Annotated in this window: 12 protein-coding genes; 5 read left to right on the top strand and 7 right to left on the bottom strand. The window is 54.9% G+C overall.

What is annotated here, in order from left to right; genetic code table 11:
* Positions 1–57 precede the first annotated feature (57 nt).
* The 7 genes from QP442_RS01925 to rpmH all read right to left on the bottom strand — a co-directional run bounded on the left by QP442_RS01925 (position 58) and on the right by rpmH (position 4,711).
* Positions 58–945, bottom strand: coding sequence for a ParA family protein (locus QP442_RS01925; protein WP_006680587.1), 888 nt, complete (start codon positions 943–945; stop codon positions 58–60).
* 180 nt (positions 946–1,125) lie between these two features.
* A complete protein-coding gene (gene rsmG / locus QP442_RS01920) occupies positions 1,126–1,824 on the bottom strand; it encodes a 16S rRNA (guanine(527)-N(7))-methyltransferase RsmG (RefSeq protein ID WP_006680588.1) in 699 nt (232 codons plus the stop codon).
* Positions 1,821–2,345: a Jag family protein gene (locus tag QP442_RS01915; RefSeq protein WP_103632873.1), complete on the bottom strand. Its 525-nt coding sequence runs from the start codon at positions 2,343–2,345 to the stop codon at positions 1,821–1,823. Before QP442_RS01915 ends, rsmG begins: the two co-directional genes overlap by 4 nt.
* 103 nt (positions 2,346–2,448) lie before the next feature.
* A complete protein-coding gene (gene yidC, locus QP442_RS01910) occupies positions 2,449–3,786 on the bottom strand; it encodes a membrane protein insertase YidC (RefSeq protein WP_006680590.1) in 1,338 nt (445 codons plus the stop codon).
* Positions 3,787–3,796: 10 nt separating this feature from the next.
* Positions 3,797–4,210, bottom strand: coding sequence for a membrane protein insertion efficiency factor YidD (yidD, locus tag QP442_RS01905; RefSeq protein WP_285069536.1), 414 nt, complete (start codon positions 4,208–4,210; stop codon positions 3,797–3,799).
* Complete coding sequence (rnpA, locus tag QP442_RS01900) at positions 4,207–4,539, bottom strand: ribonuclease P protein component (protein WP_218840465.1); 333 nt, start codon at positions 4,537–4,539, stop codon at positions 4,207–4,209. Before rnpA ends, yidD begins: the two co-directional genes overlap by 4 nt.
* A gap of 31 nt (positions 4,540–4,570) precedes the next feature.
* The gene (gene rpmH, locus QP442_RS01895; RefSeq protein WP_101628105.1) at positions 4,571–4,711 is read right to left on the bottom strand and encodes a 50S ribosomal protein L34; all 141 of its coding nucleotides are present in this window, start codon (positions 4,709–4,711) and stop codon (positions 4,571–4,573) included.
* 509 nt (positions 4,712–5,220) lie between these two features.
* Here rpmH and dnaA point away from each other — a divergent pair.
* The 5 genes from dnaA to gyrB all read left to right on the top strand — a co-directional run bounded on the left by dnaA (position 5,221) and on the right by gyrB (position 12,640).
* Positions 5,221–6,786 (top strand): chromosomal replication initiator protein DnaA, encoded by a 1,566-nt coding sequence (dnaA, locus tag QP442_RS01890; protein WP_424133815.1) that lies wholly within the window; start codon positions 5,221–5,223, stop codon positions 6,784–6,786.
* Between the two features lie 576 nt (positions 6,787–7,362).
* Positions 7,363–8,499 carry a DNA polymerase III subunit beta gene (gene dnaN, locus QP442_RS01885; RefSeq protein WP_285069535.1) on the top strand — a complete coding sequence of 379 codons (1,137 nt, stop codon included), beginning with the start codon at positions 7,363–7,365 and terminating at the stop codon, positions 8,497–8,499.
* A gap of 5 nt (positions 8,500–8,504) precedes the next feature.
* Complete coding sequence (gene recF / locus QP442_RS01880; protein WP_006680596.1) at positions 8,505–9,692, top strand: DNA replication/repair protein RecF; 1,188 nt, start codon at positions 8,505–8,507, stop codon at positions 9,690–9,692.
* Entirely contained in the window at positions 9,689–10,363 is a 675-nt protein-coding gene (locus QP442_RS01875) for a DUF721 domain-containing protein (protein ID WP_006680597.1), read from the top strand. The genes recF and QP442_RS01875 overlap by 4 nt, the downstream gene beginning before the upstream one ends.
* Positions 10,364–10,612: 249 nt before the next feature.
* Positions 10,613–12,640 carry a DNA topoisomerase (ATP-hydrolyzing) subunit B gene (gene gyrB / locus QP442_RS01870; RefSeq protein WP_006680598.1) on the top strand — a complete coding sequence of 676 codons (2,028 nt, stop codon included), beginning with the start codon at positions 10,613–10,615 and terminating at the stop codon, positions 12,638–12,640.
* Positions 12,641–12,647 lie beyond the last annotated feature (7 nt).

The raw sequence follows: 12,647 nt of genomic DNA, 5'->3' as shown, positions 1-12,647 counted from the left end.
TATTTGACCACGTCGAAATGGGGCAGGTAAACAAAAAACTACCCCAAAAACCCCCGGTTAGCTCTGCTGAGCAAGACGCAAACTGAGCTCCAAAGCGGCCTTGCGATACGCAAGTGCACCGGTGTTACGCGGGTCGTAGGTAACGACGGTCTGACCGTATGAAGGAGCCTCGGAAATACGAACGGAGCGGGGGATAACCGTCTGCAACGTCAAAGCGGGGAAGTGGGTACGAACCTCAGCTTCAACCTCTTCGCTGAGTCGCGTTCGCTTATCCATCATTGTCAGAAGCATCGTGGAAACGTGGAGCTTCGGATTCAGGTCAGAGGCAATGCGGTCGATGGTGGTCCAGAGTTGTGAGAGTCCTTCAAGAGCGTAATACTCGGTCTGAATCGGAATCATGACCTCGTGGGCGGCAACCATGACATTCAGGGTGACAAGACCGAGCGACGGGGGACAGTCGATCAAGACGACATCAACATCGCGCGACGTTGCAAGGAAATGCTTAACCGCGTCGGCTAGGCGAAATTCGCGGGACGGTAAATCAACCAGTTCGATCTCTGCACCTGACAAATCAATCGTCGCCGGGCACACTAAAAGCCCTTCAATATCAGGGCACGGCTGAAGGACCTCGGCCAGGGGAGTGCCACCAATCAGAACGTCGTACGTAGACGGTGTTCCTGCGGGGTGTTCAATGCCGAGCGCACTTGATGCATTGCCCTGAGCATCGGCATCGATGACGACAACCGACAGGCCACCCAATGCAAGACTGGCAGCAATGTTAACGGCAGATGTTGTCTTTCCAACGCCACCCTTTTGATTAGCGACAGCGATGACGCGAGTCTTCGAGGGGCGACCGAAGGTAGCAGCATCCAGGATCTTACGATCGTGCATATTCTGTTCGATCTGAGAAAGCAGGGGAGTATCACTCCGCTTACCTGAACTCATCTGAGATCCTCTCTTGAAACTGCTATCAACGGATGCGTGCCCTAGAACGAGTTCTAGGCGAACACCCTATGAAAGTCTACGGGCGACCATAGGTAAATTGAACGACAGACGCTAGGCGCCACAGCCCACGTGTCGAGAGCCAAAGCCTCACAGCGTTAACGACGGTGCCACACCCAGAGCCTACTTCTGACGCTTGCAGACAACCACGTATGTAGATTCTTCTTCCATGATGGAAGGAACCTCGTGGATTTGAGCGCGCAGATGATGGCTCTTCAATTCCTTGGCTGCCTCATCAATTTCGATGGGTGCACGGCGCCCCTTCAAAGCGACCAGTGATCCACCCGGAGCAATGAGCTTCGTTGTCATGCGGATCAGTTTCGACATATTGGCGACCGCGCGTGCGGTGATCACGTCAGCCTGGCCTTTGCCACGCAGTTCTTCGGCACGCACCTGGTGCAGAGTGACATTGTCCAATGCTAGGTGGTCAATGACATCGCTCAACCACTCGCAACGACGTTGCATGGGTTCAGCAAGGTGGACATCCAATTCAGGACGGCAGATCGCGATGATGATACCGGGAAGTCCCGCGCCCGAACCGATGTCGAGAATCTGCCCCGAGCGGGGAAGGAAGTCGAGAACAGCTGCTGCATTGACAGCGTGGCGCGACCAGAGTCGAGGCATCTCACGCGGACCGACAAGTCCTCGAATTTCGCCTTCTTCTTCGAGCATGTGGACGTATTCTTCGACGTCAGAAAAAGCCGGTCCGAAGAATTCGCGTACCTCATCGGTGGGCTGTTCCGGGATAAATGGATCGCCAACCTTGCGCTTCAGCGGGTCATGAAACTCGCCCTGATCAGCTGAAATGTCGAGTTCGCTCACTCGGCGTCGCTCTCTTCAATCTGGTCGGATTCATCGGCGGGAAGGATGACAACACAACGGTGGGGTTCGGAACCCTCGGACTCGGAACGCAGGCCCTCGGTGGCGACAACGTCGTGGCAGACCTTGCGCTCGAAGGGGTTCATCGGGTCAAGCTTCTGAGCGACGCCGGTGGCGCGCAGACGTGCGATTGCTTCCATCGCGATATCCTGCAGTTCGGCCTTGCGGTCGGCGCGGAAGCCAGCAATGTCGAGCATCAGGCGCGAACGTTCACCGGTTTCGGTCTGAACTGCCAGACGGGTCAGTTCCTGAAGTGCGTCGAGGACCTCGCCGTCTTCACCAACCAGGCGTTCGAGTGTAGCGGACTCTTCGGAGATGATCTCGACGCTTGCGCGATCATTCTCAACGTCGATCTCAATGTCGCCATCAAGGTCAGCGATATCCAGCAGCTCTTCCAGGTAGTCGGCTGCGAGTTCGCCCTCTTCTTCGAGGCGCTCAATCGTAGACTTGGTCTTCTCACTCATGTGGTTCTCCCTTAATTTTTCAGCTTGGGTGCGATGCGCTATTCACGAGGTCGGCCACCCGGACAAAACTGGGTATCTGTAAACGGGCCGGGCCTCGTATCCCTTAGCGCTTCTTCTTATTGGACTGGCGGCGGGCCTTGCGACGCTCTTGACGACGGCGCTCGAGCTCATCGGCTGACAGGCCGGAAGTGTCGGAGACAGCGGCTTTGCGCTCTTCGCGAGCACGATTGCGTTCAGACTGTGCCTTGCGCTGTTCGCGGGACATCTTCTTAGCCTGCTCGCGCTTTTCCTGCTGGGCGCGACGTTCATTGGCCTTAGAGGCTGCATCCTTGACACTACGCATCCACATTTCGTCGGGGAGCGTGGTCCATTCCTGCATGGACAGGTTGCGCAGGACAGAGACCTTTTCGCCGGCGCTCATGGTTTCGGGGAAGTCGGTGGCGACCTTCTGAGCCTTGGCCTTCGAAGCTGCTTCAGCGAAGGTCTTCTCATTCAGAGCGATAACCTCGGCGTTGTCAGCTGTTGCGGGCAGGGCAGAGCGTGCTTCGTCGTAGGAAGCGAAGAAGGGCTTTGCCCATTCGGCGTAGCGTGCTTCGCGGTGTGCGACGAGCTCCTTGTAGGCCGGTGAGCCGGGGGTCGGCATGACCTTGATCGTCCAGAAGGACTGACCGAGTGCCCAGAAGGAACCGGTCAGCATGTAGACCAGAACGCCCATTTGGAAGAAGGCGCCAGAGAACACGAACATCAGTGGCATGACGTAGAGCATGGACTTCTGCGACTGAACCATCGGGTTGTTCGGATCCATTGCCGGCGGCATGTTGCGAACCATGGACATGCGCATGGAGTAGAACTGCAGGCCAACCATCACGATGATCGCGATGACGAAGACGGCGACGGCAACAGTGCCATCACCGGAAGTAATGGTGTGCGACAGCGGGACACCGAAAACGGTCGATCCGTTGATGTCGGATGCGACTGCCTGGGTGATCGGACCGAGGTGGTCGGTTTCGATGTTGGCGTACTTGTAGGTGCCGGCTGCTAGGTCCTTGACCGCGTAGATGGCGCGGTACATGGCGAACAGGATCGGCATCTGGACCAGCAGTGGCAGACAGGAAGCAAAGGGGCTGACCTTGTACTTCTTGTAGAGAGCCTGGGTTTCTTCGGCCTGCTTCTGACGTGACAGCTGGTCGGTCTTGCCCTTGTACTTGGCTTGGATGCGCTGCATTTCAGGCTGGACAGCCTGCATGGCGCGCGAGCTCTTAATCTGCTTGAGGAACAGCGGCACGATCAGGATACGAACGATCAGGGTCAGCAGGACGATTGAAATCACCCAGGCTGCACCCGAACCGGATGAGAATCCGATCAGCTCAAGGAAATCGTGGATCTTCACCCATACCCACGCCACCGCTATGGCGAAGGGGTGAAGGATCTTGTCAAACATGCGCGCTCCTTCAAGAAGTGCGGACGCTGAAAGCGTCCTTCGGTCGTCCGGCGGATGCCGGGAAATTCTGGGGGGTGGTGAACGAAGCGTATTCGTCGCTCATACCCATGGGGGCGGGTCGCACGATGTCGGTTGCGTTACCGGCCCAATCTTCTGGTGGTACCCATGGCTCTGGTTTCCAGCGTCCAACTTCGGGGACGTAGTCGACTCCGCCGTGGCTCCAAGGGTTGCATCGAAGGAGTCGCCAGGTGCCAAGGATGATGCCTTTGACAACTCCGTGGATTTCGATGGCTTGGAGCGCATATGCCGAGCAGGTGGGTGTATATCGGCATCGTGGTGCGATTCTGAGCGAAATATACCGCTGGTAGAAACGAATCGGGTAGGTGAAGATTCGCCTTACTAGTTCACGAGGCCGCGCACTCATCGAGCGTCCCACTTCTTCCAGGCGCGGTGAAGAGCCGAGTCTAAGTGTGTAGCGAGCTCGTCTGATGTACAGCCGAGGGCCTGGGAGCTTGCTCGAACGACGATGCGTGAACCGTCGGGCAGAGTGTCGAGCCGATCGCGCATGAGGTGCCGGAGCTGTCGTTTCACACGGTTGCGTCCCGTGGCCAGTTTGATTTCCTTTTTGGGTACGACGAAACCGACGAGGGAGTTCAACTGACCCTCGTCGGTTCGAGCGTGGACAATCAGGACTCGATCTCCGGCCCGTTTACCCTGTCGAAAGGTTGAGCGGAAATCGCCTGGATCGACCATCCGGTGTGCGCGAGGCAACACCAGTGCAGTCTCAGGCAGACAGCTTTGCGCGACCCTTGCGGCGACGCGATGCCAGAATGGCGCGGCCGGCGCGGGTGCTCATGCGCAGACGGAAACCGTGCGTCTTGGCACGACGGCGGTTATTGGGCTGGAAAGTCCGCTTGGTGGTCACAGCTGTTCTCCTTGGCGGCGAGCACCAGCACCGCTGGCACTCAACTTGTCGGTTGTATTGGTTCAGGTTCCACCGCACTCGTTGTGCGCAGGAACCTCTTGCGCGCCCTTTTGCGTGGGCACAGACAGATATCCAGGTTAGAAGTTCAGGTTTTATCAGTCAATGTGATAGCGCCGTCTGTGACGAAGTCCCCGTATCCACAACTGTGGAATACCTTGGGGATAACTTTTCCACAAATGAAAATCACATGAATTTCTTTTCGTTAGCGTGAACGTCGATTCTTTGGCGGAACTACGCGCTGACACTTTTGTAACTACAAATATGTGATTTAAAGATTCTTATCCACAACTTCATCCACAGGCTGTGAATTATTCACAAGACAAGTAGAGTAGCGACGTCACCACTGCTCAATGAGGGGCATAATTCGGTGATAGACCTCACGCAACTTCGCACTATTTAAAGGATCGATTGTGGAAACTCCATCGTTGAATGCTGCTTGGACACAAGCATTGGAGTTACTTGCTCAGACAGGTCTTGGTCCCGCAGGCATGGGATTTCTTCAATCCACACGTCCTTTGGGCAATATCGAAGGCACAATTCTTCTGTCCGTTCCCAATGACTTCACGAAGAACTGGATTGAACGCTCATCGTCAAGCGTGACGGATGCTCTGTCCCAGACCTTTGGAAAACGCACCAGGATCGCCATTACCGTTGACCCGGACATGGAACTGCCAGAAACCGCCGACGAAAAAGAGCATCAGGCGAAGAACGTAGAGGTGGCCTCGTCAACCGAAGATAATCAACCAACTACCAATGAGGTACCCAGCGCGGGGCACCACCAGACCGGCGATACACCCACCTATGCACAGAGCTTTTCGTACCCGTCGGCAGAAGAACGACTTCGACAGCTCGACGGCGTTGAAGCCATCAATGACTTCCCAGATTCTTCGTTTGAAGAGCACGATCCCAAGCGATTCTCATACGTTGCGCCTCAATCAACCGATCGCGCACTCGATACCTCGTCAACCAGGCTGAATCCAAAACACACATTCGATACCTTCGTTATTGGTCCGTCGAACCGCTTCGCTCACGCGGCAGCTGTCGCCGTTTCGGAATCTCCGGGAACTGACTTCAACCCGCTGTTTATCTACGGCGAATCCGGACTGGGCAAAACACACCTTCTGCAAGCAATCGGCCACTACACGCTGTCGCTCTACCCAAACCAGAAGGTCCGCTACGTATCATCCGAGGAATTCACCAACGAATTCATCAATGCAATTCGTGTCAACAACCCCAATAACTCGGCCGTTGAAGAATTCCACCGTCGATACCGTGAACTCGACCTGCTATTAATCGACGACATTCAGTTCCTTTCTAAGAAGGAGCAGACGATGGAAGGTTTCTTCCATACGTTTAATGCTCTCTATCAGGCCAATAAGCAGATCGTCATTACCTCGGACGTTCAGCCCAAGCACCTCGAAGGCATTGAGGAACGTTTGAGGTCACGCTTCGGATCGGGTCTGCTGGTTGATGTTCAGCCACCAGATCTGGAAACGCGTATTGCGATCTTGCAGAAGAAGACCGCAGACGAAAATCTGGATATTGACCCTGAAATCTTCACGTATATTGCTGAACGTATTTCGTCGAATATTCGTGAGCTCGAAGGTGCCATCCTTCGCGTAGTCGCGTATGCGAACCTTTACCACGAGAAGATTGACCTGGCGTTGGCAGAGATGACCTTGAAGGACTACATCTCTGACCCCGACGACACTGAAATTACTATTCCGCTGATCATGGGTCAGTGTGCAAAGTATTTCAACGTCACTATCGACCAGCTGTGTTCAACTGATCGCAGTCGCGCGATTGTCGAGGCACGTCAGATCGCTATGTATCTCTGTCGCGAGCTCACCGAATTGTCTTTGCCAAAGATCGGTCAATCATTCGACCGTGACCATTCGACGGTCATGCATGCAAATAAGAAGATCCTGGAACAAATGAAACAGCGTCGCGAGGTCTATAACGACGTCACTGAATTGACGAACCGTATTAAGAAGGTAGCGCGAGGCGGAAACTGACGACTCGACCTATCGCGGTCACCCTATTCGAAGTCTGTATCCCTTCAAGGATGTCGAAGGGCGGAGCTATACCTGCCTGCCGTCACTGCACATCACATATCAGAGCTTTCCTCGGTGTGAATGACACAGTGGAAAACGTGTCATTTGCTGATGATGGAGTGGGCTTACGTGTGAATGACAAAAACCAGTCATTTTTCATCCACAACTGCTCCTGTGTCATTCACACGATCGTACTCAGCTCTATCCACGATCAGTGTGGCTATATTCCAACGAAAAACATAGTTCTCCACTGTGTACACAACACTGATGATGAAGGTTCCTTTTAAAAAACGCGTAGCGAAAAAATCAACCGAACAGATGTGAGCGTGCCACCTTGTGGATTCACGTTGAACGAGTCAATTGGAATCTATTGCGTTGAACGCGGTGAATTATGGGTAATCAAACAACGATAAAAAGTGTCAGACGATAGTTATTCACAACAAAATATTTTCTAGGTGAATAGTTGTAGTGCATACAGGTAGAATGGCGAGGCATGTGTCGTACGTACGTTGACCGAGTTTTTAATTGGAGGCCGGCATGAAGTTCACCGTCGCAAGAGACGTTCTTTCTGAGGCAGTGTCTTGGACTGCTCGCGCCCTGCCTGTTCGCCCAGCTAGCCCCATCCTTGCCGGTGTGCGTATTCATGCAGACAATGAGGAACTGACCCTTTCATCATTCGATTACGAAGTCTCCGCTAATTCGCGTATTCCGGCCAATGTGGAAGAAAAAGGCGAAGTTCTGGTTTCAGGTCGCCTGCTGGCAGACATTTCCAAATCGTTGCCGAATAAGCCAGTCACCATTGAACTTGATGGTCAGAAGGTGAATATGCGATGTGGTTCTTCGCACTTCACGCTTGCTGTCATGCCTTTGGATGAATATCCGTTGCTTCCACTTCAGCCACCGCTTGCGGGAACCGTTGACTCCGAGGTTCTGACACAGGCTATTTCCCAGGTTTCTATTGCCGCATCGCGCGATGACACTCTGCCGATTCTGACCGGTGTTCGAATGGAAATCGACGGCGAACACATGACCTTGCTTGCCACTGATCGTTATCGTTTGGCAATGCGTGAACTTGATTGGGAGCCTGCCGATACTTCGATCGAACAGGTTGCCCTCGTGAAGGCTCGCATTCTTCAGGATGTTTCGAAGTCAATGACGTCGGATGCCAAGGTCGAAATTGGTCTGTCTAATGAAATGGTTGCGGGCGGAGCCTCATTGATTGGCTTCGCATCGTCGAACCGTCGGACCACGTCGACCATGATGGACGGCGATTACCCGCCGGTTCGCGGCCTGTTCCCTGAATCTACGCCGATCACCGCAGTGTGCGACCGCCACGAACTGCTTGAAGCTGTGAAGCGTATGTCGCTGGTTGCAGAGCGCAAGACCTCGGTTCGCCTGTCTTTCTCGGATGGTCAGCTGGTTCTCGAAGCCGGTCAGGGAGATAACGCTCAGGCATCCGAAGCAATTGAAGCTCACCTGAATGGTGAAGATATTGCGACCGCGTTCAATCCGCAGTTCCTGCTTGATGGCCTGGGCGTTCTCGACACGGATTTTGTTCGTTTCGGTTTCACTCACCCGACCAAGCCCGCCGTGATGACCGGCCAGTCGAAGGTGGATGAAGGCGAAGTGACGCAGTTCCGCTACCTGTTGATGCCGATTCGCTTCGGTGCCTGATCTTCATGCGCGTCTCGCACGTCGCGCTTGATGATTTTCGATCATGGTGCCACGTCGTCATTGAATTACCGGCTGGTCCCACGGTCTTTCTTGGCGCCAACGGTCAGGGGAAAACAAACCTCATTGAGGCTATCGCTTACCTGTCGACATTTTCTTCGCACAGGGTGTCTGCGGAGTCCTCGCTGGTTCGTATTCCGTTAGATGTCGAGGAGCGCCCGCCGGCTGGAGCGTTTGTCCGCGTGAAGACAGCCTTGGAAGACGATCGCTCCCAGGTTCTTGAGCTTGAGATCGTGCGTGGCAAGGCAAATCGGGCGCGAATTAATCGCACGAACGTGAAGCCGAAAGACATTCTGGGTCTCGTTCGTACGGTTGTCTTTGCACCCGAGGACTTGCAGATTGTTCGTGGAGATCCCAGCGTACGCAGGGCATTTCTTGATGATATTGCGGTTCAGATTCACCCCCTGTATTCGCAGACGAAGTCTGATTTTGACAGAGTGGCGCGCCAGCGGGCTGCGTTGATGAAGCAGGCGCAGGTGGCATTGCGACGGGGTCGCATCCCAGATATTTCAACGCTGTCTGTGTGGGATGAGCGGTTCGCTGAATTGTCCAGCCAGGTCACGGCAATGCGAGCATCTCTTGTTCGTCGATTGTCTGATCCCGTGGCAACGGCATATGACGATGTTGCCGATTCTCCTCGCCACTTGGTTTTGGCGATGGATGCGTCAATCGACCGAAAAATCGGGACGAATCCGGACGATCCGACAAGCGCCGACTTGGAGAATGTTGAGGCGCAGACTCAGCGTCTGTTGGCCGCCTTAGAACGTATTCAGGATCAAGAGATGGAGCGGGGAGTGAACCTTGTGGGTGCTCACCGTGATGATCTGTCATTGTGTCTTGGACATATGCCTGTGAAGGGCTTTGCGTCCCACGGCGAATCCTGGTCGGTGGGGTTGGCTCTGCGTCTTGGAGCTTTTGATCTTCTGGCTGATGACGGTGAAACCCCGATTCTGATCCTCGACGATGTGTTCGCCGAACTTGATACGAAACGGCGAGCTGGACTCACCACGCGTATGGATAAAGCGGATCAGGTGCTAATCACCGCTGCTGTTGAGGGCGATATTCCTCCCGAATTGGATGCACACGTTGTGAAAGTGGCGTGGTCGGTCGACAACGGCTCGGAAGTCCAAGAATGAACGAGCCCGAAGAAGACTTCCTGGCAGCGGCCTTGGCGCGTGCTCAGATGGATGCGCGCGCACGAGGTTTCACGCGTTCACCCGTGCCCACGTTCGTCATGCAAGGAGTGAAAGGTCCGACTCCGGGGGCACTTGTTGGCGCGAATGAAGATTGCGCGGTGGATATGTCTCGTGGTCAGGCAGATCTATCAGCCGAATCTGATTTCAGCGACAAGATGGCTGAAGCCGGCGACTTGAGTGGCATTGTTCAGGCTCAGCGCCATCGCCCAGAGGTGTGGGTAAAGACACCGGGCATGGCGGCCATGCATCGCTCGTATCATCGGTCTGGGCGTATTGATTCGATCCTGAGTTCGTTTGTGAAGGATAACAGCTGGTCGAATCAGATCCAGATTGCGTCGGTGTCGAATCGCTGGCCCGAGATTGTTGGTCCGAATATTGCCGAGCACACGCACATTGAAAGCTTCGAAGGCAAGAAGATTGTTGTGCGCTGTACGTCAACGGCGTGGGCGAAACAGCTGCAGTTATTGCTCCCCAGAATTCTGCGTCGCATCAGCGAGGTTGTCGGTAGTGGCGTGGTGGAACAGGTTGTGGTTTTGGGGCCGGTGGCGCCTTCGTGGAAGAAAGGTCCGCTGTCGGTACGAGGCCGGGGTCCGCGCGATACATACGGCTGATTGGGGCCGGATCAGGTGACGATGATGCGACCGGAAAATACACGTGTTTTTTATGGTGTGCGCGTCGATGGTTGTCTGTTTCTTATCACGGTGAGGGTGTGACTGGTCACATACCTATATTCGCAGGTCAGAAGATATTTCATTGCCTTTGTCACGGCGTGAGTTTCCCCGGTTTTATGGTCATTTTTGGTAGAATTAATGCGTTAAATCGTTGGGTTTTTCAGGCCCAGCTTGTATGAGGGGAGCCGCGTGGCTGACAACGAAAAGACGACAGGCGGGGCTGAAGGCTACGGTGCTTCAGACATCACCGTTCTGGAGGGGCTTGAGGCGGTTCGTAAGCGTCCAGGTATGTATATCGGTTCAACCGGTGAGCGCGGTCTGCACCACCTGGTCTACGAGGTCGTCGATAATTCTGTTGACGAAGCTCTAGCTGGATATGCGGATCACATCGAAGTAACAATTCTTGCCGATGGTGGTCTTCGCGTCGAAGATAACGGTCGAGGTATTCCCGTTGATATTCACCCGACCGAAGGTAAGCCCACGGTTGAGGTTGTCATGACCATCCTGCACGCCGGTGGCAAATTCGGCGGTGGCGGATACGCGGTGTCCGGTGGTCTTCACGGCGTCGGTATTTCGGTTGTGAACGCGCTGTCGACCCGCGTCGACACGATTGTCCGTCGTCAGGGGTATGCATGGCGGATGTCCTTTGCCAACGGCGGTACGCCGATCACGAAGCTTGAACGTGGCGAAGAAACCACCGAGACGGGCACAACACAGACGTTCTACCCGGATCCAAATATCTTTGAAACCACCGAGTTCTCCTTCGAGACCCTGCGTCAGCGCTTCCAGCAGATGGCCTTCTTGAACAAGGGTCTGCGTATTTCGCTGACCGATGAGCGCCCCACCGCTGTTGATGAGGGCGACGAGATCACCGGCGATGAAATGGGTCCCGCAGACGATCCGGTTCCCGGTCACCGTCAGGTCACCTACATGTACGAACACGGTCTACGTGACTACGTCGAATACCTGGATTCGGCGAAGAAGATCGAAACGATCAACAATGACATCATCGACTTCGAATCGGAAAACGATGAAGGCACGATGAGTGTCGAGATTGCGATGCAGTGGACCACAGCCTACTCGTCCAGCGTCCACACTTTCGCGAATACGATTAACACGACCGAAGGCGGTATGCACGAAGAAGGCTTCCGCACGGCGCTGACGACCATTGTGAACCGCTACGGTCGCGATAAGGGAATCATCAAAGAGAAGGATGACAATCTGACCGGCGATGACGTCCGCGAAGGACTGACAGCCGTCATTTCGATCAAGCTGACCGAACCGCAGTTCGAAGGCCAGACGAAGACGAAGCTCGGCAACACCGAGGCACGTACCTTCGTTCAGCAGCAGGTATATTCCCAGCTCACCGACTGGTTCGATGCTCACCCCGCAGACGCGAAGGCGATCATTAACAAGGGTCAGCAGGCGCAGCAGGCACGCGTCGCAGCCCGCAAGGCTCGCGAAGCTACCCGCCGTAAGGGTGTCCTTGAATCAGCGTCCATGCCGGGCAAGCTTCGTGACTGCTCCTCGCGCAAGGCTGAAGAGTGCGAAATCTTCATCGTCGAGGGCGACTCCGCAGGTGGTTCCGCCGTTGGTGGTCGCGACCCCGAACACCAGGCGATCCTGCCGATCCGAGGCAAGATCTTGAACGTTGAAAAGGCTCGCCTCGATCGCGCGCTGTCCTCTGACACGATCCGCTCACTCATCACAGCGTTCGGTACCGGTATCGGTGAAGACTTTGATCTTGAAAAGCTCCGCTACGGCAAGATCGTTATCATGGCCGACGCCGACGTCGACGGTCAGCACATCGCAACCCTGCTTCTCACTCTGCTGTTCCGCTACATGCGACCGCTGATCGAACAGGGCCACACCTATATCGCAATGCCTCCGCTCTACCGCATCAAGTGGACGAACGCCGAGCACGAATTCGCTTACTCAGATAAGGAACGTGACAAGCTCCTCGCAGCGGGTCAGGCAGCTAATCACCGCCTGCCCAAGGAAGGTGGTATCCAGCGTTACAAGGGTCTGGGCGAAATGAACGACCACGAGCTCTGGGAAACCACCATGGACCCGGCTCACCGTATCCTCAAGAAGGTCACCCTCGATGAGGCCGCCGACGCCGATGAGATCTTCACGATCCTCATGGGCGACGACGTCGATCTTCGTCGTTCCTTCATCCAGCGCAACGCCTCTGACGTGCGCTTCCTCGATATCTGATCTAACA

The organism is Pauljensenia sp. UMB1177 (assembly GCF_030217965.1).
Lineage (GTDB): Bacteria > Actinomycetota > Actinomycetes > Actinomycetales > Actinomycetaceae > Pauljensenia > Pauljensenia turicensis_A.
This window is presented reverse-complemented; position numbering and strand designations above follow the sequence as displayed.

Bases quoted from the DNA above. Each gene is read 5' to 3' on its own strand.
- dnaN (WP_285069535.1), top strand. From the start codon at position 7,363: ATGAAGTTCACCGTCGCAAGAGACGTTCTTTCTGAGGCAGTGTCTTGG.
- QP442_RS01915 (WP_103632873.1), bottom strand. From the start codon at position 2,345: ATGAGTGAGAAGACCAAGTCTACGATTGAGCGCCTCGAAGAAGAGGGC.
- yidD (WP_285069536.1), bottom strand. From the start codon at position 4,210: ATGAGTGCGCGGCCTCGTGAACTAGTAAGGCGAATCTTCACCTACCCG.
- yidC (WP_006680590.1), bottom strand. From the start codon at position 3,786: ATGTTTGACAAGATCCTTCACCCCTTCGCCATAGCGGTGGCGTGGGTA.
- recF (WP_006680596.1), top strand. From the start codon at position 8,505: ATGCGCGTCTCGCACGTCGCGCTTGATGATTTTCGATCATGGTGCCAC.
- rnpA (WP_218840465.1), bottom strand. From the start codon at position 4,539: ATGGTCGATCCAGGCGATTTCCGCTCAACCTTTCGACAGGGTAAACGG.
- QP442_RS01925 (WP_006680587.1), bottom strand. From the start codon at position 945: ATGAGTTCAGGTAAGCGGAGTGATACTCCCCTGCTTTCTCAGATCGAA.
- QP442_RS01875 (WP_006680597.1), top strand. From the start codon at position 9,689: ATGAACGAGCCCGAAGAAGACTTCCTGGCAGCGGCCTTGGCGCGTGCT.